The organism is Streptomyces griseiscabiei (genome assembly GCF_020010925.1).
Classification (GTDB): domain Bacteria; phylum Actinomycetota; class Actinomycetes; order Streptomycetales; family Streptomycetaceae; genus Streptomyces; species Streptomyces griseiscabiei.
Genome location: NZ_JAGJBZ010000001.1, coordinates 3288789 through 3310991 on the forward strand (window position 1 = coordinate 3288789; position 22203 = coordinate 3310991).

The 22203-nt window shown below is 71.2% G+C and carries 22 protein-coding genes; 13 read left to right on the plus strand and 9 right to left on the minus strand.

What is annotated here, in order from left to right:
- Positions 1-7: 7 nt before the first annotated feature.
- Together J8M51_RS14305 and J8M51_RS14310 are read right to left on the minus strand one after the other, a co-directional pair.
- On the minus strand, positions 8-1159 hold the full coding sequence (locus J8M51_RS14305) for an SEC-C domain-containing protein (protein ID WP_086757487.1): 1152 nt from the start codon (positions 1157-1159) through the stop codon (positions 8-10).
- 393 nt (positions 1160-1552) lie between these two features.
- Positions 1553-2053 carry an ATP-binding protein gene (locus J8M51_RS14310; RefSeq protein WP_179203184.1) on the minus strand — a complete coding sequence of 167 codons (501 nt, stop codon included), beginning with the start codon at positions 2051-2053 and terminating at the stop codon, positions 1553-1555.
- A gap of 186 nt (positions 2054-2239) precedes the next feature.
- On the opposite strand from J8M51_RS14310, the gene J8M51_RS14315 reads away from it, so the two are divergent.
- From J8M51_RS14315 to tyrS, 5 genes are all read left to right on the plus strand, one after another.
- A complete protein-coding gene (locus tag J8M51_RS14315; protein WP_086757461.1) occupies positions 2240-3097 on the plus strand; it encodes a helix-turn-helix domain-containing protein in 858 nt (285 codons plus the stop codon).
- Positions 3094-3288 (plus strand): DUF397 domain-containing protein, encoded by a 195-nt coding sequence (locus J8M51_RS14320; protein WP_086757462.1) that lies wholly within the window; start codon positions 3094-3096, stop codon positions 3286-3288. Before J8M51_RS14315 ends, J8M51_RS14320 begins: the two co-directional genes overlap by 4 nt.
- 141 nt (positions 3289-3429) lie before the next feature.
- On the plus strand, positions 3430-4953 hold the full coding sequence (locus J8M51_RS14325) for a TldD/PmbA family protein (RefSeq protein ID WP_086757464.1): 1524 nt from the start codon (positions 3430-3432) through the stop codon (positions 4951-4953).
- Positions 4950-6353: a metallopeptidase TldD-related protein gene (locus J8M51_RS14330; protein ID WP_086757466.1), complete on the plus strand. Its 1404-nt coding sequence runs from the start codon at positions 4950-4952 to the stop codon at positions 6351-6353. The genes J8M51_RS14325 and J8M51_RS14330 overlap by 4 nt, the downstream gene beginning before the upstream one ends.
- A 50-nt stretch (positions 6354-6403) precedes the next feature.
- Positions 6404-7672 carry a tyrosine--tRNA ligase gene (tyrS, locus tag J8M51_RS14335; protein ID WP_086757468.1) on the plus strand — a complete coding sequence of 423 codons (1269 nt, stop codon included), beginning with the start codon at positions 6404-6406 and terminating at the stop codon, positions 7670-7672.
- A gap of 90 nt (positions 7673-7762) precedes the next feature.
- Here tyrS and J8M51_RS14340 read toward each other — a convergent pair whose 3' ends face one another.
- On the minus strand, positions 7763-8041 hold the full coding sequence (locus J8M51_RS14340; RefSeq protein ID WP_086757470.1) for a GlsB/YeaQ/YmgE family stress response membrane protein: 279 nt from the start codon (positions 8039-8041) through the stop codon (positions 7763-7765).
- A 246-nt stretch (positions 8042-8287) separates the two neighbouring features.
- Between J8M51_RS14340 and J8M51_RS14345 the strand changes: the two genes are divergently transcribed.
- Both J8M51_RS14345 and J8M51_RS14350 read left to right on the plus strand, forming a co-directional pair.
- Positions 8288-8659 carry a DUF3099 domain-containing protein gene (locus J8M51_RS14345; protein ID WP_086757472.1) on the plus strand — a complete coding sequence of 124 codons (372 nt, stop codon included), beginning with the start codon at positions 8288-8290 and terminating at the stop codon, positions 8657-8659.
- 232 nt (positions 8660-8891) lie between these two features.
- Positions 8892-9140, plus strand: a complete 249-nt coding sequence (locus tag J8M51_RS14350; RefSeq protein ID WP_086757473.1) for a hypothetical protein — start codon at positions 8892-8894, stop codon at positions 9138-9140.
- A gap of 22 nt (positions 9141-9162) precedes the next feature.
- Here J8M51_RS14350 and moaA read toward each other — a convergent pair whose 3' ends face one another.
- The 3 genes from moaA to J8M51_RS14365 form a co-directional block, all read right to left on the minus strand.
- Positions 9163-10152, minus strand: a complete 990-nt coding sequence (gene moaA, locus J8M51_RS14355) for a GTP 3',8-cyclase MoaA (RefSeq protein ID WP_216590715.1) — start codon at positions 10150-10152, stop codon at positions 9163-9165.
- 189 nt (positions 10153-10341) lie between these two features.
- Complete coding sequence (locus J8M51_RS14360) at positions 10342-11967, minus strand: solute symporter family protein (RefSeq protein WP_086757477.1); 1626 nt, start codon at positions 11965-11967, stop codon at positions 10342-10344.
- A complete protein-coding gene (locus tag J8M51_RS14365; RefSeq protein ID WP_086757478.1) occupies positions 11964-12320 on the minus strand; it encodes a DUF485 domain-containing protein in 357 nt (118 codons plus the stop codon). The genes J8M51_RS14360 and J8M51_RS14365 overlap by 4 nt, the downstream gene beginning before the upstream one ends.
- 410 nt (positions 12321-12730) lie before the next feature.
- Here J8M51_RS14365 and J8M51_RS14370 point away from each other — a divergent pair, with 410 nt between their 5' ends.
- The 3 genes from J8M51_RS14370 to J8M51_RS14380 all read left to right on the plus strand — a co-directional run bounded on the left by J8M51_RS14370 (position 12731) and on the right by J8M51_RS14380 (position 16965).
- On the plus strand, positions 12731-14260 hold the full coding sequence (locus J8M51_RS14370; protein ID WP_086757479.1) for a S8 family serine peptidase: 1530 nt from the start codon (positions 12731-12733) through the stop codon (positions 14258-14260).
- Positions 14261-14390: 130 nt separating this feature from the next.
- Entirely contained in the window at positions 14391-15764 is a 1374-nt protein-coding gene (locus J8M51_RS14375) for a CoA transferase (RefSeq protein ID WP_086757486.1), read from the plus strand.
- A gap of 256 nt (positions 15765-16020) precedes the next feature.
- Positions 16021-16965: a CopD family protein gene (locus J8M51_RS14380; RefSeq protein ID WP_398856324.1), complete on the plus strand. Its 945-nt coding sequence runs from the start codon at positions 16021-16023 to the stop codon at positions 16963-16965.
- On the opposite strand, the gene J8M51_RS14385 is transcribed toward J8M51_RS14380, so the two are convergent.
- Together J8M51_RS14385 and J8M51_RS14390 are read right to left on the minus strand one after the other, a co-directional pair.
- Positions 16934-17677: a lysoplasmalogenase gene (locus J8M51_RS14385; RefSeq protein WP_086758593.1), complete on the minus strand. Its 744-nt coding sequence runs from the start codon at positions 17675-17677 to the stop codon at positions 16934-16936. The two genes, J8M51_RS14380 and J8M51_RS14385, sit on opposite strands and share 32 nt — an antisense overlap.
- Positions 17674-18579 (minus strand): sterol desaturase family protein, encoded by a 906-nt coding sequence (locus J8M51_RS14390; RefSeq protein ID WP_086758592.1) that lies wholly within the window; start codon positions 18577-18579, stop codon positions 17674-17676. The genes J8M51_RS14385 and J8M51_RS14390 overlap by 4 nt, the downstream gene beginning before the upstream one ends.
- A 190-nt stretch (positions 18580-18769) precedes the next feature.
- Here J8M51_RS14390 and J8M51_RS14395 point away from each other — a divergent pair, with 190 nt between their 5' ends.
- From J8M51_RS14395 to J8M51_RS14405, 3 genes are all read left to right on the plus strand, one after another.
- Complete coding sequence (locus J8M51_RS14395) at positions 18770-19783, plus strand: DEDDh family exonuclease (RefSeq protein ID WP_086758590.1); 1014 nt, start codon at positions 18770-18772, stop codon at positions 19781-19783.
- 80 nt (positions 19784-19863) lie between these two features.
- Positions 19864-20097 carry a hypothetical protein gene (locus J8M51_RS14400; RefSeq protein ID WP_078615750.1) on the plus strand — a complete coding sequence of 78 codons (234 nt, stop codon included), beginning with the start codon at positions 19864-19866 and terminating at the stop codon, positions 20095-20097.
- A 108-nt stretch (positions 20098-20205) separates the two neighbouring features.
- On the plus strand, positions 20206-21012 hold the full coding sequence (locus J8M51_RS14405) for an SURF1 family cytochrome oxidase biogenesis protein (RefSeq protein WP_086758588.1): 807 nt from the start codon (positions 20206-20208) through the stop codon (positions 21010-21012).
- Positions 21013-21018: 6 nt separating this feature from the next.
- On the opposite strand, the gene J8M51_RS14410 is transcribed toward J8M51_RS14405, so the two are convergent.
- Complete coding sequence (locus J8M51_RS14410; protein ID WP_086758586.1) at positions 21019-21978, minus strand: hypothetical protein; 960 nt, start codon at positions 21976-21978, stop codon at positions 21019-21021.
- Positions 21979-22203: the final 225 nt, after the last annotated feature.

Below are 22203 nucleotides of genomic sequence, written 5' to 3' on the forward strand. Positions count from 1 at the left end.
AAGTGGATCACCTGAGTGCGGGATCCCCACAGCACTTCTTGTACTTGCGCTCCGAGCCGCACCAGCACGGTCCGTTGCGCGGCGGCGGCCAGTCGACCGCCTGCCCCGTGCGGGCCAGTTCGGCGGCGTACGCGGACCGGACCGCCGGAGTGTCGAGGGAACCGCTTCCCGTCGCCTCCGCGTACGCCGTCAGATCGCCCACCGTCGCCCGGCCGACCGCCAGGCGTGGGGCGCCCTCGTCGGACAGCTCGCGCAGTGTCCGTTCGACCTGGCGACGATAGTCCGCGTGGTCGTCGCCGTACGCCTCCACGACGGACGGCAGGCGCTGGAGCAGCCGCGCGAACTCTCCCGGCGGCCAGAACAGAACACAGGTCTTCAGCCGGCCGGAAGACAGCAGCTCGTCTTCGGCGAAGTCGTGCGCGAGCGCCTCGAACTCGGCCAGCACGGCATCTGTGCCCCCGGCCTCCAGCCGCTTCCTGCGAAGTGGATCGTGCAACTCATCCAGCGGGCGCACCCGGCCGCCCCCCGCGAGGCTGGCACGTTGTTCGTGCAGTGCGTCTGCCAGGTGGTCCCAGTCGTCGTGCGGTTCGCCGAGCAGTCGCCGTACTCGGTGGCGGCCGATGACGAGTTCCTCCAGACCGAAGGAGTCCGGGGAATCGGCGACCACGTCGGCCGTCACGGTGGCGCCGACGCCCAAGGCATGTGTGACCCCGGACGTGAACCACTCGGCGGCCTTCGCCGTCTCGCCCCCGGCCTCGAAGACCTCGGCGACGATGCTCCAGGCGGCCGGGTCCCGGGGGTGCCGCGCGCGGAACGCGGCAGCGGCGGCGCGGGCCACATCCTCCTTCCCGGCCTCCCACAGCGCGTTGATACGCCAGGCGTCCACGATGTCCGGCTCCCGGCAGCCGCCCGACGCCGGGTCGAGCAGCCGCTCGTAGAGCGCGACCGCCCGCTCGTGCTCTCCGGCGTCGAGCCATGCCTCGGCGGCCTCGCGAAGCAGCTCCTCACGCTCTTCCGGACATCGCTCCGCCAGTCGTTCACTCTCCTCGGCGAACTGGGCGTGGTTGCTGCCCCCCAGCGCACCGGGAGGGACAGCGGCGGGCTGCCGGGCCTTGCGTGCCTTGTTGCTCCTGCTGGACATGCAGCGCTTGCTGGACATGAACTCACGGTAGTGGGGACGCGGTTGGGGTGGAGGGGGAACCTCCCCTGATCACACCTTCGTGATGAGCGAGACGGACATCTTGCACTGGAGCACGCTGTTCGAGGATCCCAACGCCACGGAACCTGATGGACACGAGGTAGGAGGTCCGCCTCCTGGGTGGTCAGGACGGCTGGAGTGGGCCGCCGGCCGGTGGCCATCGCTCGCGTGACTGTCCGGCCAGCCACCTGCATGCCCGGTGTTGCCGCAGCTACTTCACGCTCTTCAGGGCAAGGACAAGGGCCAGGGCCCAGAACCCCGATGGCCGCGCTCAGCATGTCAGCGGGCACGGGCAGTACAGCGTGCGCCAGTGGCCCTCGGACCTGAGCGTCCACCCGTCAGCACCGAGCCGCTTCAGGAGCTCCCCGACCTCCTTGCTCGGATGGTCCGCCGCAGCGATCTCGTGTCCACTACGTCCACCGCGCACTCCGCCCATACGGTCTTGCCGGGCCCCGTGCGCTCCTCGACGCCCCAACGCGCCGCGACGGCCTCGACGATGAGCAGCCCTCTGCCGCCCTCGGCGTCCGCCGGATCACCGGTCGGCGGTTCCGGAGGCCCGGGGTGCCTCGGGTGCGTGTCGGACACCTCGACGCGTACGACGCCCTCGGCAGGAGCGTGCGTACGGGCGTACTTGAGCCGCAGCTCGAAGTCGCGGCCGTGCAGCGCGGCGTTGGCGGCGAGTTCGGCGACGACGAGGGCGACGGTGTCGGATGCGGGGCTGCCGTACGGCACGTCCCACAGGTCGAGCCGGTACCGGGCGGTCCGCCGGGCGAGGCGGGCTCCTCGGCGTGTGGCCGGGAAACGCCGCACGAACACACTTACGGTAACGGCCTCCTGGGCCGGTGGCACTGGCATGCGACCAGCGTCGTGTCGTCCTTCGGTCCGCCAACAGGGACGACGCCCATACAGACACGGCTGTACCGGTACACACTCTGGACTGGGTGGATAACTCCCCGTGACGCTGGTCGGATCGGGCGGTTGGGCCGGTGGGAGCGGGGACCGGCGAGGGCGTGGACGGATGAGCACGGGAGGCGCGCGGCGATGACTGCGGACCAGGGCGGCGCAGAGAACGGCACCAGCGGCACCGAGGCGGAACTCTCCGACAGCCTCAGGACCTTCGGGGCGGTCCTGAAGGCACTGCGGGAGGAATCCGGCCTGACGCAGGAGGAGTTCGCTCTGCGGGTGCGGTACTCGCACGCGTACATCGCCAAGATCGAGCAGGGGAAGCGGTTCCCTCCCACGGATCTGCCGGAGCGGGCGGCGGAGGCGTTGGGGCCGGTCGCGCTCAAGGTCCTCACGGCGGCGGCGAAGAGTCTGACGAGGCGGGCGGGGCTGGCGTCCTGGTTCCGGCAGTGGGCGGGGATCGAGGAGGAGGCGATCTCCTTGTACGCGTATGAGTGCCGGGCGGTGCCGGGGTTGTTGCAGCCGGAAGGGTACATCCGGGCGATCTTCGACCGACAGATTCCGCCCTTGTCGGAGGAGCAGTTCGAGCGACAGGTAGCCGCACGGCAGGAACGGCAGCGGCTGCTGGACGAGCGCCCGAACACCGCGTTCTCCTTCCTCATCGAGCAGGCCGTACTGGAACGCCGACTGGGAGGCAAAGAGGTGGCACGGGAGGTCATCGCCAACCTCTTGGAACACGGCACCCGCCGAAACGTCGAGATCCTCGTCATGCCCCTCCGGCAGGAGGATCACTCCGGCGTCGACGGCCAGATGTACCTCGCTGAACGTGACAATCACCAGTGGGTCGGTTACGTCGAGGGCCACGGCAGCAGCACCCTCCTGGCGGAGCCGAAATTGGTGAGTTCCATGCTCCAGCGCTATGGGAAGATGCGCTCACAGGCCCTGAGTCGTATGGCCACGGTGGACCTGCTGAGGGAGATGCAAGGAGCGCTATGAGCACCGAACTGGCCTGGTTCAAGAGCAGCTACAGCGGCAGTGGCGGCGGCAACTGCCTCGAAGTCGCCGTGCGCCCCGAAGCGGTCCACGTTCGCGACTCCAAGGACAAGAGCATCCGTCCCCTCACCGTCACACCATCCGCCTGGACGGCGTTCACCGCACTCGCGGCGGGCTCGGCCGCGCACGGCTGAGGCCACGTCGTACACGAAGTTCGCGGCGGGCACGGGAGTTGGTTCCCCGTGCCCGCCTTTTGTCTGTGCCCGTTGTCCGTGCCCCATGATTCACTGCCTCCGACGGCCATCACAGGCAAGCGCCCGAAGGGACTCCCACCCGTGCCCCATGCAGTCGATCAGTCGTTCCTGGCACTCCCCCTACGCGCCCTGGCCGACGCCGCGCTCGCCCGTGCCCGGGCCCTCGGTGCCGAGCACGCGGACTTCCGGTTCGAGCGGGTGCGGAGCGCCTCCTGGCGGCTGCGGGACGCGAAGCCGGCCGGGTCGTCGGACACGACGGATCTGGGGTACGCGGTACGGGTGGTGCACGGCGGGACCTGGGGGTTCGCGTCCGGGGTGGATCTGACGATGGACGCCGCCGCGAAGGTCGCCTCGCAGGCCGTGGCGATGGCCAAGCTGTCGGCGCAGGTCATCAAGGCCGCCGGGTCCGACGAGAGGGTCGAGCTGGCCGACGAGCCGGTGCACGCGGAGAAGACCTGGGTCTCGTCGTACGGGATCGACCCCTTCGCCGTCCCCGACGAGGAGAAGTCCGCGCTGCTGGCGCAGTGGAGCGCGCGGCTGCTGGCGGCCGACGGGATCAACCATGTCGACGCCTCGCTGCTCGCCGTGCACGAGAACAAGTTCTACGCGGACACCGCCGGGACCGTGACCACCCAGCAGCGGGTCCGGCTGCATCCGTCGCTGACGGCGGTGTCGGTCGACGAGTCCAGCGGAGAGTTCGACTCGATGCGGACGCTGGCGCCGCCGGCCGGGCGCGGCTGGGAGTACGTGACGGGCACCGGCTGGGACTGGGACGACGAGCTGGCGCGCATCCCGGAGCTGCTCGCCGAGAAGATGCGGGCGCCCAGCGTCGAGGCGGGCGTCTACGACCTGGTGGTGGACCCCTCCAACCTGTGGCTGACCATCCACGAGTCCATCGGGCACGCCACCGAGCTGGACCGCGCGCTCGGCTACGAGGCCGCCTACGCCGGTACGTCCTTCGCCACCTTCGACAAGCTCCACAAGCTGCGGTACGGCTCCGAGCTGATGAACGTCACCGGTGACCGCACCGCCGAGCACGGTCTGGCGACCATCGGGTACGACGACGAGGGCGTGGAGTGCCAGAGCTGGGACCTGGTGCGGGACGGGACGCTCGTCGGCTATCAACTCGACCGCCGTATCGCGAGGTTGACCGGTCTCGGGCGGTCCAACGGCTGTGCGTACGCCGACTCCCCCGGGCATGTGCCGGTGCAGCGGATGGCGAACGTGTCGCTGCGGCCGGACCCGGCGGGCATGTCCACCGAGGACCTGATCGGCGGGGTCGACCGGGGGATCTACGTGGTCGGGGACCGGTCGTGGTCCATCGACATGCAGCGCTACAACTTCCAGTTCACCGGGCAGCGGTTCTTCCGGATCGAGAACGGGCGGATCACCGGACAGCTGCGGGACGTCGCCTACCAGGCCACGACCACCGACTTCTGGGGGTCCATGGCGGCCTTGGGCGGGCCGCAGACGTACGTCCTCGGCGGCGCCTTCAACTGCGGCAAGGCCCAGCCGGGCCAGGTCGCCGCGGTCTCGCACGGCTGCCCGTCGGCCCTCTTCAAGGGCGTCAACATCCTCAACACCACGCAGGAGGCCGGTCGATGAGCGCCCGTGACAGCAAGGCCCACAAGCCCCACGAGATCGTCGAGCGGGCCCTCGGACTCTCCCGCGCCGACGGCTGTGTGGTGATCGCCGACGAGTACTCGACGGCGAACCTGCGCTGGGCGGGCAACGCGCTGACCACGAACGGGGTCACCCGGGGCCGGTCGGTGACCGTCGTCGCCCTGGTCGACGGCAAGGAGGGCACCGCCTCCGGGGTGGTGTCGCGGTCGGCGGTCACCGCCGAGGAGCTGGAGCCGCTGGTGCGGGCCGCCGAGGCCGCCGCGCGCGGCGCGGGACCCGCCGAGGACGCGCAGCCGCTGATCACGGGCGTGGAGCACTCCCCCGACTTCACGGACGCGCCCGCCGAGACCTCCTCCGCCGTGTTCGCCGACTTCGCGCCGGCGCTCGGCGAGTCCTTCGCCCGCGCGCGTGCGGGCGGCCGGGAGCTGTACGGCTTCGCCAACCACGAGCTGGTCTCCAGCTATCTCGGTACGTCCACCGGACTGCGGCTGCGGCACGACCAGCCGAACGGAACGCTGGAGCTGAACGCCAAGTCGCCGGACCGCAAGCGCTCGGCGTGGGCGGGGCGCTCCACCCGGGACTTCAAGGACGTCGACCCGGCGGCCCTGGACGCCGAGCTGGCCGTACGGCTGGGCTGGGCCGAGCGGCGGGTGCCGCTGCCGGCGGGGCGGTACGAGACGCTGCTGCCGCCGACGGCCGTGGCGGATCTGCTGATCTACCAGATGTGGTCGGCGTCGGCGCGGGACGCGGCCGAGGGCAGGACCGTGTTCAGCAAGCCCGGCGGTGGCACCCGGATCGGCGAGCGGCTGACCGAGCTGCCGCTGAGCCTGCGCAGCGACCCGAACGAGCCGGGCCTGGAGTCCGCGCCGTTCGTGCTGGCCCACTCCTCCGGCGGCGACAGCTCGGTCTTCGACAACGGGCTGCCGCTGGGGGCGACGGACTGGATCAGCCGGGGCGAGATCGCGCGTCTGCCGACCACCCGGCACAGCGCCGGCCTGACCGGGCTGCCGGTGGTGCCGACGATCGGCAATCTGATCCTGGACGGCGGTGACGACCGCTCCCTGGAGGAGATGGTCGCGAACACCGGGCGCGGGCTGCTGCTGACCTGCCTGTGGTACATCCGCGAGGTGGACCCGGCGACGCTGCTGCTGACCGGGCTGACCCGGGACGGCGTCTACCTCGTGGAGAACGGCGAGGTCACGGGCGAGGTCAACAACTTCCGGTTCAACGAGTCGCCGGTCGACCTGCTCGGCCGGGCCACCGAGGCGGGGCGGACCGAGAAGACGCTGCCGCGCGAGTGGAGCGACTACTTCACCAGGGCGGCGATGCCCGCGCTGCGGGTGCCGGATTTCAATATGAGTTCTGTCAGCCAGGGCGTATAACCTCGTACCTGATTCACCTGGTGCGACCCGATCGAGGAGACACGAGAACCGTGACGGACATCGTCGACGAGCTGAAGTGGCGAGGGCTGTTCGCCCTGTCCACCGACGAGGACGCCTTGCGCAAGGCGCTCGCGGACGGTCCTGTCACGTTCTATTGCGGTTTCGACCCGACCGCGCCGTCCCTGCACGTCGGGCATCTGGTGCAGGTGCTCACGGTGCGCCGGCTCCAGCAGGCCGGGCACCGGCCGCTGGCGCTGGTCGGCGGCGCGACGGGTCTGATCGGCGACCCCCGCCCGACGGCGGAGCGCACACTGAACGACCCGGAGACGGTCGCGGGCTGGGTCGGCAGGCTGCGCGCCCAGATCGAGCCGTTCCTGTCCTTCGAGGGCGAGAACGCGGCCGTCATGGTCAACAACCTCGACTGGACCGAGGGCCTGTCCGCCATCGAGTTCCTGCGGGACATCGGCAAGCACTTCCGCGTCAACAAGATGCTGACGAAGGACTCCGTCGCCCGGCGGCTGGAGTCCGACCAGGGCATCAGCTACACCGAGTTCAGCTACCAGATCCTCCAGGGCATGGACTTCCTCCAGCTCTACCGGAGGCACGGCTGCACACTCCAGCAGGGCGGCAGCGACCAGTGGGGCAACCTCACGGCCGGCCTGGACCTGATCCACCGCCTGGAGCCCGGTGTGGAGGCGCACGCGCTGGCCACCCCGCTGATGACCAAGGCGGACGGCACCAAGTTCGGCAAGACCGAGGGCGGCGCCGTCTGGCTCGACCCGGAGATGACGACGCCGTACGCGTTCTACCAGTTCTGGCTGAACGTGGACGACCGCGACATCACCCGGTACATGCGGATCCTGTCCTTCAAGTCCCGTGCGGAGCTGGAGGAGTTGGAGGCGCAGACCGAGGAGCGGCCGCAGGCGCGGGCCGCGCAGCGGGCGCTGGCCGAGGAGCTGACGACGCTGGTGCACGGCCCGGAGCAGACGGCCGCGGTGATCGCCGCCTCCCGTGCGCTGTTCGGGCAGGGCGAGCTGGCGGAGCTGGACGAGAAGACGCTGGCGGCGGCGCTGTCCGAGCTGCCGCACGCGAAGGTCGCCGGGCTGGCGCCCGTCGTGGATCTCCTCGCCGAGGTCGGGCTGGTGCCCAGCAAGTCCGCGGGGCGGCGGACCGTGAAGGAGGGCGGGGCGTACGTGAACAATGTGAAGGTCACCGCCGAGGACGCCGTTCCGGCGTCGGAGGACCTCATTCACGGGCGGTGGCTGGTGCTGCGGCGGGGCAAGAGGAATCTGGCGGCGGTCGAGGTCGTCGGGGCCTAGACGCCGTCGGGGGCGCGGGGATCTGGCGGCTGCCACCTCGTCGTGGTTGCTCGCGCAGTTCCCCGCGCCCCTTCGGGGCGCGTCCTGGGCTCAGGTGCGCTGCTTCCTCTTGCCCAGGGTCGCCATGTAGGCCATGTCGCCGAGGGCGACGATGATGATCGCGGCGACGAGCTGGAAGATGTGGCGGCTCCAGTCGATACCGGCGGTCTCCTCGACGCCGAAGCCGCGGGCGACGGCGTTGCCGACGATCGCGCCCAGCATGCCGAAGATCGTCGTCAGCCAGAGCGGGCTGTGCTGCTTGCCCGGGAGGATCGCCTTGGCCAACAGGCCGAGGATGAATCCCACGATGATCGCCCACAACCAGCCCATGGCTGCCTCCTCGTACGGCTCGACGTGAGCAGTACGCCCAGTGTCGGCCCGCCCGCGGTACGCCGCATGTCGGGCACGGCCGTACGCGGCGCGGCGCATCTCCTCCACTCTCCGTGGAAGGTGACCCGGTCTCGTAGGCGGCGCAGACGCGGCGTAACGTGGAGCCTGTCCTGACCGTGTTCCGTGGAGCGGGCACGGACGGGCACGGGCCGGGGAGCGTCCGATACAGGCGGGTGGTGGAACGTGATGCGGAAGCAGCAGAACGTCGAGGTCTTCCGGATCACGGGCGCCCGGCAGGGCCTCGCCGACGACGTCCGCGCCCGGCAGCGTCGCTACATCATCTCGATGTCCGTACGCACCCTCGCGGTGATCGCCGCCGCGACCCTCTGGAACGTCGAACGGCACGTCGCGGTCGTCGCACTGGTGCTCGGCGCGGTGCTGCCGTACATCGCCGTGGTGATCGCCAACGCGGGCCGGGAGAACGCGCCCTCGCTGCCGTCGACGTTCGTACGGGCCCCCATGCGGCCGATGATCACGCCGTCCGCGGAACCCTTCCCGGAAGACGCGGCGGCCGATCCCGCGGACGGTCGGCGCAGTGAGCCGCGCGAGCGGGCCTGAGCACCGGGGATGTCCGCGAAGCGGAATCCGGCCACCCGCCAAGCTCAAGAAATGCTCAGATCAATCATGTAGTTCCTGTGCCGGGCAGAGGCCTACCCGTGACATACTTCGTACGCGCTCCGCATCCCCCGTCGGAGCGACAGACCGACGCCGGGCAGCTCCCCCCGTGGCTGCTCGGCGTCGCCTTTTCTCCGGTTCTCTCCGGCTGGATCCGTGCCGCTAGGGTCGACGGATGAACATCCTCGACGTCCCCGGCTCCGACCCCTCCTCCCCCATCTGCTCGGCCAAGGGCTGCCGTGCGGACGCGGTCTGGGTACTCGCCTGGAACAACCCGAAACTGCACACGCCGGAGCGGCGCAAGACGTGGCTCGCGTGCGAGGAGCACCGGGAGCATCTGTCCCAGTTCCTGGGGGTGCGGGGATTCCTGAAGGACGTGGTGAAGTTGGACGACTGGGAGGAACCCGCGCCAGAAGGGTCCTAGGGCCGCCCCAGGTCGTGTCCGCTCAGCCCCCGATCGCCGACATCGGCCGGTCCGGCTGCACGAAGGACGGGTCGTCCAGGCCGGCGCCCGCCTTCTTGCCCCACATCGCCAGGCGCCAGATCCGGGCGATCTCCTCGTCCGGGGCGCCCGAGCGCAGCGCGGCGCGCAGGTCGGTCTCCTCGCGGGCGAAGAGGCAGGTGCGGACCTGGCCGTCGGCGGTGAGACGGGTGCGGTCGCAGGCCGAGCAGAAGGGGCGGGTGACGGAGGCGATGACACCCACGCGGTGGGGGCCGCCGTCCACGACCCAGCGCTCCGCCGGGGCCGAGCCGCGCTCGTCCTTGCCCTCGTGGGTGAGGTCGAAGCGGGTACGCAGGGAGGTCAGGATGTCGCCGGCCGTGACCATGCCGTCGCGCTTCCAGCCGTGCTGGGCGTCCAGGGGCATCTGCTCGATGAACCGCAGCTCGTAGTCGTGCTCGACGGCCCAGGCCAGGAGGTCCGGGGCCTCGTCGTCGTTGAGGCCCGGCATCAGGACGGAGTTGACCTTGACGGGGGTCAGGTCCGCGTCGCGGGCGGCTTCGAGGCCTTCGAGGACGTCCTTGAGGCGGTCCCGGCGGGTGAGGGCCTTGAAGACGTCCGGGCGGAGGGTGTCCAGGGAGACGTTCACCCGGTCCAGGCCGGCCGCCTTCAGGGCCTTCGCCGTACGCCTGAGGCCGATGCCGTTGGTGGTGAGGGACATCTGCGGACGGGGGGCGAGGGCCGCCACCCGCTCCACGATGCCGACCAGACCGGGGCGCAGCAGGGGTTCACCACCGGTGAAGCGGACCTCCTCGATGCCCAGGGTGCGGACGGCTATGTCTATGAGACGGACGATCTCGTCGTCGTCGAGCAGGTCGGGCTTGGCCAGCCACTGCAGGCCCTCCTCGGGCATGCAGTACGTACAGCGCAGATTGCAGCGGTCGGTCAGCGAGACCCTGAGGTCGGTGGCCACTCGGCCATAGGTGTCGATGAGCACGTGGGCCCCCTCCCGCGTCAGACCATGGGTTGTCGAATCGGTGGTTCTCGAGTCAGTGGTTGCCGAACACCTGCGAGCCTACGTGACCGCGCCGACAACATCACGGGCCCGATCCCACGAGACACGGCGCGGGGCCGCCGTAGGGATCTACGACGGCCCCGCGCGAAGCCGGTGTCGAGGTCTCGGTGCTCAGTGCGCTCCGGTACCGGTGAGGGAGCGGACCTCCAGCTCGGCGTACTTGGCCTCGTCGGGCTTCTCCTTGGACAGGACCGTGCCGAGGAAGCCCATGAGGAAGCCGAACGGGATGGAGATGATGCCCGGGTTCTTCAGCGGGAACCAGGCGAAGCCGACGTCCGGGAACATCGCCTTGGGGTCGCCGGAGACGACGGGCGAGAAGAGCACCAGGCCGACGGCGACGATCAGACCGCCGTAGATCGACCACAGCGCGCCCTGGGTGGTGAACTTCTTCCAGAAGAGGCTGTAGAGGATCGTCGGCAGGTTGGCGGAGGCCGCGACCGCGAAGGCGAGGGCGACGAGGCCGGCGACGTTCAGGTCGCGGGCGAGGGCGCCGAGGCCGATGGAGACGATGCCGATGGCGACGGTCGCCCAGCGGGCCGCGCGGACCTCCTCGGCGCCGGAGGCCTGTCCCTTGCGGATGACGTTGGCGTAGATGTCGTGCGCGAAGGAGGACGAGGACGCCAGGGTGAGGCCGGCGACCACGGCGAGGATCGTCGCGAAGGCCACCGCCGAGATGGTGGCCAGCAGGATCGCGCCCCAGGCCGAGTCGACGCCGCCGAGATGCAGGGCGAGCAGCGGGGCCGCCGTGTTGCCCGACGGGTTGGAGGCGATGATCTCGTCCTGGGAGATCAGCGCGGCGGCGCCGAAGCCGAGGGCGATGGTCATCAGGTAGAAGCCGCCGATGATGCCGATGGCCCAGTTCACGGACTTACGGGCGGCCTTGGCGTTGGGCACCGTGTAGAAGCGGATCAGGATGTGCGGCAGACCGGCGGTGCCGAGGACCAGGGCGATGCCGAGGGAGATGAAGTCCAGCTTGGAGGTGCCGGTGGCGCCGTACTGCAGGCCGGGCTCCAGGAAGGCGGCGCCCTTGCCGCTGTTCTCGGCGGCGGTGCCGAGCAGATCGGAGATGTTGAAGTTGAACTTCAGCAGCACCAGGAACGTAATGAGGAGCGTGCCGCCGATGAGCAGGACGGCCTTCACCATCTGGACCCAGGTGGTGCCCTTCATACCGCCGATGGAGACGTAGACGATCATCAGCAGACCGACGAGGGCCACGATGAGGATCTTGCCCGCGTCGGAGGTGATGCCGAGGAGCAGGGAGACGAGGACGCCCGCGCCCGCCATCTGGGCCAGCAGGTAGAAGATCGAGACGACGATCGTGGAGGTACCCGCGGCGGTACGCACGGGGCGCTGGCGCATGCGGTACGCGAGGACGTCGCCCATGGTGTAGCGGCCGGAGTTCCGCAGCGGCTCGGCGACCAGCAGCAGGGCGACCAGCCAGGCGACCAGGAAGCCGATGGAGTAGAGGAAGCCGTCGTAGCCGAAGAGGGCGATGGCGCCCGCGATACCGAGGAACGACGCGGCGGACATGTAGTCGCCGGAGACCGCGAGGCCGTTCTGGAAGGCGCTGAACTGGCGGCCGCCCGCGTAGAAGTCGGCGGCGTCCTTGGTCTGGCGGCCGGCCCAGACGGTGATGCCGAGGGTCGCGAGGACGAACAGCGCGAACAGGGTGATGATCAGCGGCCGGTGCTCGCTGGCCTCGTTGGCCGCGAGGATCGTCTGCGTTGCGGGGCTCATGCGCCGCCCTCCATCCGGGACTTGATCGCCTCGGCCTTGGGGTCGAGCTTCGCGGCTGCGTGCCGCGAGTACCACCAGGCGATGAGGAACGTGGTGACGAACTGGGCGACGCCGAAGACGAAGGCGACGTTGATGTTGCCGAAGAGCTTGGTGCCCATGAAGTCGCCCGCGTAGTTGGAGAGCAGGACGTACAGCAGGTACCAGGCGATGAAGGCCACGGTCAGCGGGAAGGCGAACGAGCGGTAGGAGCGGCGCAGTTCGGCGAACTCCGCGCTCTCATGGACCGCGGTGAACTCCTCGGGTGAGGGGAGGTGATGTTCGGCCTTCGCGGGGGGCGGTGCGTCGGTTGCCACGGAGTCTCCTCGCGTCTGAGCCGCGGTCGCGACGGTGGACGGTGCCTTTTCCGCCGTCGGATCGGGGGACGGGCTGGGTACGGACATCGGGTCGGCTCTGTTCCTTCGGTGACGGGTGCACGATCGTGCTCGGGCTCCCTGCTCAACGTCACGGCGGCGCGTGAGGACCGGTTCAACCGTGCGTGTTTCTTTCGAAAACCGATTCGGAAGCACTGCGGAGGCCGGGGCGGAAGTGGCCGGGAAGTGCGGTGACTTCGAGGGTTACCCCTCTACTTCGGCCGACCGCCCATGAAGTCATTGCTGGCCGGTGACGACCAGGGATAGCTTCGGGCTGCACCACCAACGTCATGTACCTGCCCAGGCACCCGTATGCCCCGGGCCGGTTTCTTTGAGGATGATGTGGAGATCCCATGGCTCATCTGCGCTCCAGACGACAGCTCGCACTCGCCGTGCCGGTCGTCCTGTCGCTGACCGCCTCGCTCGGTTTCCTGCCGGGTGTCGCCTCGGCGACCCCGCTCGCGGAGACCACCGCCGCGACCGCAAAGGGCCCGAACCTCTCGTACGTCGTGAACACGAAGACGGACAAGGGCACGATCGCCAGGGTGCAGAAGGCGATAACCGAGGCCGGCGGTCAGGTCGTCATCACGTACGACAAGATCGGCGTGATCGTGGTCCACTCGACCGACCCGGCGTTCGGCGCGACGATCCGCGCGGTGCGCGGCGTGCAGTCCGCCGGTGCCACCCGGACCTCGCCGCTGACCCCGGCCGGTACGACGGACCTGGGCGCCGTCGACATGCTGACGGACGCGGAGGCCGCGAAGGTGAAGGCCGCCTCGGCGGACATCCCCGACGCCGAGCCCCTCGAGGCCGACCAGTGGGACCTGCGGACGATCGGCGCCGACAAGGCCGCGAAGATCAACGACGGCAGCGAGGACGTCACGGTCGCCGTGATCGACACGGGCGTCGACGACACCCACCCGGACCTCGCGCCGAACTTCTCCAAGTCCCAGTCCGCCAACTGCGACGGCGGCGTCGCGGACACCAGCGAGGGCGCCTGGCGTCCGTACACCGCGAACGACTACCACGGCACGCACGTCGCCGGTGAGATAGCCGCGGCGCGCAACGGCGTCGGTGTCGCCGGTGTCGCGCCGGGTGTGAAGGTCTCCGGAATCAATGTGACCGACCGGGTCAGCGGCCTCTTCTACGCGGAGAGCGTCGTCTGCGCGTTCGTGTTCGCCGCCGACAAGGGCGTGGAGATCACGAACAACAGCTACTACGTCGACCCGTGGCTCTACAACTGTGTCGACGACCCGGACCAGGAAGCCATCGTCGACGCGGTGAACCGCGCGCAGAAGTACGCCACCAACAAGGGCACCCTGCACCTGGCCTCGGCGGGCAACTCCAACCACGACCTGGCCTCCGACGCGATCCTGGACGCGTCCAGCCCGAACGACACCACCCCGGTCGAGCGCACCATCGACCCGAGCGAGTGCCTCGACGTGCCGACCCAGCTGGACGGCATCGTCACGGTCAGCGCGACGGGCGTGAAGAACGAGAAGTCGTACTACTCCACGTACGGCAACGGTGTGGTCGACATCGCGGCGCCGGGCGGCGACGCCCGCTACCAGATCCCGGACACGCCGTCGAAGAACGGCCGCATCCTGTCCACGATGCCGAACGGCGGCTACGGCTACCTCCAGGGCACGTCGATGGCGTCGCCGCACGCCGCCGGTGTCGCCGCGCTGCTGAAGTCCACGCACCCGTGGGTGTCCGCGCAGGGGCTGCAGAAGCTGCTGAAGGGCCAGGCGGACGCGCAGGCCTGCCCGACGTCGTACGACCAGAACGGCGACGGCGTGCAGGACGCGGTGTGCGAGGGCGACGCGAACGTGAACGGTTTCTTCGGGTTCGGCATCGTCAACGCCCTGAAGGCCGTCAAGTAGCCCTTCCCGGCGAACACGTTGGTGGCTGTGGCCGAGCAGGGATCGTTCTCGTAGTTCTCGTACTTCTCGTACGAGGCTGAAGGGCCGGGCGGTGTCACACCGCCCGGCCCTTCCGTTGCATAGTCCCGTCATGAGGACAACGGAAGACGCGTGGGCGGCGCTCGGTGGCGATCCCGCGCCGCTGTCGAGGGTTTCGACCGTCGTACGGGACGGGGTGCTGGACGCCCGGCTGCCGGTACGGGAGCTGGCGCGGGCCTGTGTGACGGTGTGCGCGCTGGCCGCGGCCGAGCTGGGGGCGCGGCGGGCCGGGCTCGCGGAGGTGCCCCGGGTGCGGGTGGACGACGGGTCGGTCGGCACGGCGTTCGTCAGTGAACGGCATCTGCTGGTCGACGGGCGGGCCCCGGTGACCTTCGCGCCGCTGTCGCGGTTCTGGCGGACGGCGGACGGGTGGGTGCGGACGCACGCCAACTATCCGCACCACCGGGAGCGGCTGCTGTCCGCGCTGGGCGTGTCCGGCGCCGAGGTGCCCGCGGTCGAGGCGGCGCTCGCCGAGCGGTCCGCGCGGGAGGTCGAGGAAGCGGTGTACGCGGCCGGGGGTCTGGCCGTGGCGCTGCGGACGCCCGGGGAATGGGCCGCGCACGAGCAGGCGCGAGCGGTGGCGGCCCGGCCGCTGATCCACCACGAGCGGCTGGACACGGCGTACGCGCGCGTGCTCCCGCCCCTGCCCTCGGCCGAGGCGCTGTTGTCGCCCGCCGCCGGGTTGCGGGTCCTGGACCTGACCCGGGTCATCGCGGGCCCGGTCGCCACCCGCACCCTCGCCCTGCTGGGCGCGGACGTGCTGCGGGTCGATCCGCCGGGCATGCCCGAGATCCTCGACCAGCACGCCGACACGGGCTTCGGGAAGCGGTCGGCGGCCCTCGATCTGGCGGCGGACCCCGGGGCGTTCGAGGCGCTGCTCGCCGAGGCCGACGTCGTCGTCACCGGATACCGGCCGGGTGCGCTGGACCGGTTCGGGCTGTCGGCCGAGGCACTGGTCGACCGGCGTCCCGGACTGATCGTGGCGCAGCTCTCGGCCTGGGGCGCGGACGGGCCGTGGGCCGGGCGGCGGGGGTTCGACAGTCTGGTGCAGGTGGCGACGGGGATCGCGGCGGTCGAGGGTACGGCGGACCGGCCGGGCGCGCTGCCCGCGCAGGCACTCGACCACGGCACGGGCTATCTGCTGGCGGCGGCCGTCCTCAGAGCGCTCACCGAGCAGGCGGAGCAGGGATACAGCCGGGCCGTGCGGCTGTCGCTGGCCCGGACGGCGGCCTGGCTGACGGGCGGGATCGAGCGGGCCCCGGGCCGGGGCGAGGCTCCCGGCCCGCCGGACGCCTGGCTCGCCGAACGGGACAGCCCTCTCGGCCGGCTGCGGTACGCGCGGTCGCCGGTGTCCTTCGAGGGCGGGCCGGCCGACTGGGCGCGGGGGCCGGGGCGTTGGGGCACGGACGAGCCGCGCTGGCGTTGAGTCGGCGGGCCCGCCGGGCCGTACGTATGGGTGGAATGTCGAACTGCCAGTTGGTTTCCGGCACTTGCCCAGGTCTGGTGCGACTGGTGAACTTTTCGGGGTGAGCCTGACGGGACGGACGGCGAAGGAGACGGAAGCGAGCGCGGAGACGGAAGCGAGCGCGGAGACGGGAGCGGGGGCGGAGGCCGACGAGCCGCAGGAGCGTGCCGGGGAGCGGACCGGGTGGACCGGGGGCGGGGCCGGCCGGGCCGTCGTGGTGCTGGTCCTGGTGGCCGTGGGCGCGCTGATACCCCTGTTCGGGCCGCGGGTCGCGCTGGACGGCACGGGTGAGGCCGGGGCCCCCGGGGCGGGTGGGATCGCGCTGTTGCGGGCGGTGCTGCTGGCCGCGCTGTGTGTGCCGGTGGGCGAACTGTTCGTGGCGTGGCTGGCCCGGCGGACACCGGGCGGGCCACGTCCGGGGGTGGCGGCGCCGCGGAGCTGGGCGGCGGGGGCGGCCGGGGCCGGGTTCCTGGCCTCGCTGGGCCTGGCCTCGGTCGTGGCCACGGGCAATCTGGTGCCGGACTCCCCCGCCGACCTGGACGTGGGCGGCCTCTACGAGACCCGGGACGGCAGACTCGCCCTCCTGGAGGTCAACGCCTTCGCGGCGGCCGGTCTGCTCGCGCTCTCCCGCCGCCCGGCCGCCCAGGCGCTCCCCCTGGCCGCGATCGCCGTCGCGGAGGCACTGCGCGCCCACCCCGGCACCGAGTACGACCCCCTCGTCGGCACCGGTCTGACCCTGGTGCACCTGATGTGCGCGGCCCTGTGGGCGGGCGGACTCCTCCACGTCCTGCGGACGCTGCGCACGCGCGCGTGGCGGTCGTCGGAGGCGGGCGCCGCGCTGTTGGGCCTCTACGCGCGCGTGGCCGCCGTTCTGCTCGCCGCCGTCACCGCCACCGGGGTGTGGAGCACACTGCGCCGGATGCCACCGGGCACGGTCCTCGACCAGCTGACCGAGACGGCGTACGGCCGCGCCCTGCTCGCCAAGGTCCTCCTCGTGGCCGCCGTCGCCGCCCTCGCCCTCTGGGCCCGGCTGCGGCTGCGCGGCACGACCGGCGACCCGCTCGGCGCCTGCGCTCCCGCGCGCGCGGAGGTGGCGGTGCTCGGCCTGGTCGTCGCGGTGTCGGCGCTGCTCACGGCGCTGCCGGTACCGATCCGCTGGTGAGCGGGGTCCCGGCTCCCCGGCCGGGTCCCTCGGCGAGGGTGCCGAGGACACCCCGGACCAGCAGGTACTGGGCCGCCAGATAGGTGAGCATGATCCACAGATCGGGGCGCGGCGGCTGCGGCCACCCGGCCACGCCGGTCGCGATGAGCAGGTCCGACACCATGAAGAGCGCGCCGCCGAGGCCCGCGACGAGTCCCAGCCGGGTGGCGGACCACGCCATCGCGGTCAGCAGGGCGCTGTATCCGGCGACGGGGAGCCGCAGCTCCGCCGGCAGACCGGGCCAGAGACTCGTGACGGCGGCGACCAGGGCGAGGGCGTAGACGAGGGCGCGGGCGACGCCGGGCGCGAGTCGCTCGGGCTTCCCGGCTCCCCCGGGCCTCGCGGATCTCCCGGCTCTCGCGAAGAGCACGAGGTAGCAGACGTGCCCCACCGCGAAGGAGCCCATCCCGGCGAGGAAGGCGGGCTCCGCGCCGGAGAGGAGCAGTACGTCGCCGCCCCAGCCGAACAGCAGTGCGGCGAGCAGTGGTCGAGGGGCGCCGCGTGTGTAGGCGTGGGCCGCGAGCAGGGGCATCAGCAAGGGCTTGGCGACGGTGTGCCCGGTGTCGGACCCCACGGCGAGGGAGCCGAGGTCGACGGCGGCGGCGACCCCGAAGGCGACGAGGAACGCGGAGCGGAGTGCGGGGCGGAGGGCGGGGCCCCGGTCCGGCTTCACGCGACGGTTCCCGTGGTGGCGGCCGGAGCGGTGGGATCGGCCGTCTCCACGGCCTCCCCGGTCGCCGCCGGCCGCGCGGGCTGCCAGCCGGGGCCGCCGAGGACCCGTCCCGCGCGCTCGCCCCAACTGCTCGCCCTCTTCAGGTCCTTGGCGATGGCCGCGTACTCGTGGGTGGCGACCCGCAGCGGGTTGTATGTGTCGATGTTCTTCGTCAGGCCGTACACCGGCCGTTCGGTCTCCTCGACGAACGAGCCGAAGAGCCGGTCCCAGACGATGAGGATGCCGCCGAAGTTGCGGTCCAGGTAACCGCCCTGGGAGGCGTGGTGGACCCGGTGGTGCGAGGGCGTGTTGAAGACGAACTCGAAGGCGCGGGGCAGCTTCCCGATGCGCTCGGTGTGGATCCAGAACTGGTAGACGAGGTTGGCCGAGGAGCAGAAGGCGAGCGCGGCCGGGTGCACTCCGAGGGCGATGAGCGGGAGGTAGAAGGGCCACACGGTCCAGGTCGTCCAGGGCTGCCGCAGGGCGGTGGTGAGGTTGAACTTCCGGCTGGAGTGGTGCACGACGTGGCAGGCCCAGAGGATCCGGATCACGTGGTGGCCGCGGTGCGACCAGTAGTAGAAGAAGTCCTGCGCGAGCAGCATCAGCGGGACCGTCCACCACAGGACGGGGACGCGCAGCGGGGTCAGTTCGTGGACCGCCGTGTAGATCGCGACGATCGGGATCTTCCAGAGGAAGTCGAAGGCGAGACTCCCGAGGCCCATGCCGACGCTCGTCGCGGCGTCCTTCGTCTCGTACCCCGCGGCATCGTCGTCCGGATGGATCCGGACGCTGATCACCTCGATCACGGTGAGCAGCACGAAGGCGGGTATCGACCACAGCACGACATCGGGCAGGTTCGGCATGGGGGCACGGTAGATCCGCTGGTGGGCGAGGGCTAGACGTTGTTACTGACAAGTATTTCCGGCGGTACGCGCTTGCTTCTTGGCGCTGTCCGCCAAAGCGGGGAGCCGGGAGTGAACTGTCGCCCCGTCACTTGCCCGGCGCCACCGCCGGGTAACGAGCTGTCAGTCCCGGCCCGTATCCTCATGGACCATGCTCGAAGACCACACGACCGCAGCGTCGCAAGCGCCTTGGCCGGCCGCGTACCCCGAGGGGTACGCGGTCGTGGACGTGGAGACGACCGGGCTGGCCCGGGACGACCGGATAATCTCCGCGGCCGTGTACAGACTGGACGCGCGGGGCGAGGTCGAGGACCACTGGTACACGCTGGTGAACCCGGAGCGGGACCCGGGACCGGTGTGGATCCACGGGCTGACGAGCGATGTGCTCGAAGGGGCACCGCTCTTCAAGGAGATCGCCGAGGAGTTCTCGTCCCGGCTCGCGGACCGTGTCCTCGTCGCGCACAACGCGGTGTTCGACTGGTCGATGATCGCCCGGGAGTACGCGCGCGCGGAGACCGAGGCGCCGGTGCGGCAGCGGCTGTGCACGATCGCGCTGTCGAAGGAGCTGGGTCTGCCGCTGCCCAACCACAAACTGGAGTCGCTGGCGGCGCACTTCGGCGTCGTCCAGCAGCGGGCGCACCACGCGCTGGACGACGCCCGGGTGCTGGCGGAGGCCTTCCGGCCGAGTCTGCGGGTCGCCGCCGCGAGCGGCGTACGGCTGCCGCTGCACGAGTGCCGGCCGCTGACCGAGTGGCGGGACGGCGCCGCCACCGCGCCGCGGATCGGGCAGCAGGCGGGGCACGGCGGTGGTTACGGCGGCGGCTACAGCGGCTACCGGCCCACCAGTTGGCGGCCCTCGCGGAAGCGGCCCGCCTGTCCCTACCCCAACCCGGGGCGGTACGAGGACGGCAAGCCGCTCAAGCAGGGGATGCGGGTCGCCTTCTCCGGGGACACCTCCATCGAGCGCGACCTGCTGGAGGACCGCGCGATCGAGGCCGGGCTGCACGTCGCGACGAGTCTGTCCCGGGTGACCAGTCTGCTGGTGACCAACGACCCGGATTCGCACACGTCGAAGGTGGTCAGGGCCCGGCAGTACGGGACGCCGGTCGTGGACGAGGCGGGGTTCGGGCAGCTGCTCCGGGATGTGGAGCCCGCGGACGAGTGACCCGTACGGACGGGTGATTGCCGGGCGACTCGCCCGGCGTCCGCTCGCCCGCGCGGTGGCGACGGCTCACCCTGTGGCGCATGGCGAGATGCGAAGTTTGCGGCAATGACTACGGAATGACCTTCGAGGTCCACGCACAGGGCGCGATCCACGTCTTCGACTGCTTCTCCTGCGCGATCCACCGGATGGCCCCCATCTGCGAGCACTGCCGGGTGCAGATCATCGGCCAGGGCGTCGAGGTCGAGGGCCACTGGTACTGCGGGGCCCACTGCGCGCGGGCCGAGGGGAGGGCGGGGATCGTCGACAAGGTCTGAGGCTCCCGGAGCCGTGCGGGCCCCGCGGTCCCAGGGCCTCGTGGTCCGAGGGCCTGCGAGTACGCACCCGCCCGAACACGCCCCACGGCCGAGTTGTACGGTCGTGGGGTGTACCGCTTCCTGTTGTCCCGGCAGTGGGTGATCCTCACGCTGCTCGCTCTTCTCCTGGTCCCGACCATGGTCAGGCTGGGTGTTTGGCAGATGCATCGCTATGAGGAGCGCAGCGCGCGGAACCAGCTCGTCGCCGACGCGATGGCCGCGAAGCCGGTGCCCGTGGAGCGGCTGACCTCCCCCGGGCACACCGTCACCAGCGCCGAGCGCTATCGCACGGTGACCGCGAAGGGCCGGTTCGACACCGATGACGAGGTCGTCGTCCGCCGCCGGGTCAACGCCGACGACGAGGTCGGTTTCCATGTCCTGACCCCGTTCGTCCTCGACGACGGCAAGGTGCTGCTCGTCAACCGGGGCTGGATCCCCGCGGACGGGCCGAGCCAGACCGCGTTCCCCGAGATCCCCGCCCCGGCCGGCGGCGAGGTCACCGTCACCGGGCGGCTGATGCCCGACGAGACGACCGCGGCCAGCGGTATCAAGGACCTCCAGGGACTGCCCGACCGGCAGATCATGCTGATCAACAGCGAGCGGGAGGCGGACCGTCTCGGCGTCCAGGTGCTCGGCGGCTATCTCGCGCAGACGGCACCCGAGCCCAAGGGCGACACCCCGGAACAGCTCGACAGCCCCGGCAACGAGAACGCCGCGCTGAACTACGCCTACGCCCTGCAGTGGTGGCTCTTCGCCCTCGGTGTCCCCGTCGGTTACGTCATCCTCGTCCGCCGTGAGCGCCGCGACCGCGCGGAGGCGGAAGCCGCCGCCGCGGCGGCCGAGGACGAGAAGGAGACGGCGACCGCTTCGGCGTAGCCGGCCTCAGGTACGGGACCGGCCGTCGGCCGCGCGCTCCCGCCAGTACACGAACGTGCGTTCAGGCTCGGGGAGCAGGTCCCACGGGTGGCGTGTCATGTGGCGGCCGAGGCGTCTCAGGACGGGAGCGGCCTCGGTCGGGCGGTGGGCGCGGGTCAGGGCGAACGCGAGGATGTTGAGGTCGGTGACGGCCTCGGCGTGCGGTGCGCCGCCGGCGTCGAACCAGCTCCTGAGGGCCAGGTCGATCTCGTGGACGGCGCGGGGCTCGTTCCAGTTGCCGCCGCCCGAGCCGAGGGCGTCGAGGGGTGTCGCCTCCTGGCGGTGGGCCATCAGTTCGACGCGGGCCGCCACGGGGAGCAGGGCGAGCGGGGAACCGTGCGGTGCGCGGGCGGCCGCCTGCCAGGCGAAGTCCATCATGTCGGGGACCGTGCCATGGCCGCGCGGGGACAGATAGCGCAGGAGCCGGTGGTACGACGTCCGCAGCCAGGGGGCGCGGTCGACGGCCTCGGTCCAGACGGGGACCGCGTCCTTGACCGGTACGGCGCAGCCGTCCATCAGGGACAGCAGGGCCAGCCAGGGGGTGGGGTCCTCCGGGCAGGCCTCAGCGGCGCGGAGGCAGAGCCGTTCGGCGTGGCGGACGGCGGTGTGGCCGGTGCCGGGGGTGCGGTGGGACTCGACGAAGGCGCGCAGGGTGAGGGCGTCGCCGTCGTCCGGGCGGTCGGTGGTCCAGCGTTGCGGGACGGCCGTGGGGAGGTGCCGGGCGAGTACGGCGACGCGGTGGGCTCGGCGGTCCCAGTCGCGGCCGGTGGCGCGCAGGAGGGTGGCGACCGGTTCCCATGAGGGGCGGGTGCGGCCCGCGCCGAGGCCGTGGAGCTGTGGGGCGGGGCGGAGTTCGGCGAGGGTTCGGTGCAGTGCGTCGTCGTCGAGTTCGGGGCGGATCAGGAGGGCGGGGCGGCGTCTCAGCATCTCAGCATCTCTGGATCCGGGGGTCGGAGTGGGGTGGGTTCGGGTGCGTTGTCGGGTGCGGGCGAGTGGGGGCTGCTCGCGCAGTTCCCCGCGCCCCTAAGAGCTTCAGGCCTCTGCGGGCCTGAAAAGCACGGGGCGCGTCCCCTGCTTTTCAGGGGCGTGGGGAACTGCGCGAGAAGCCCCACCGGGCCCGCACCCGACAACGCACCCCGGGCCGGCTCAGCA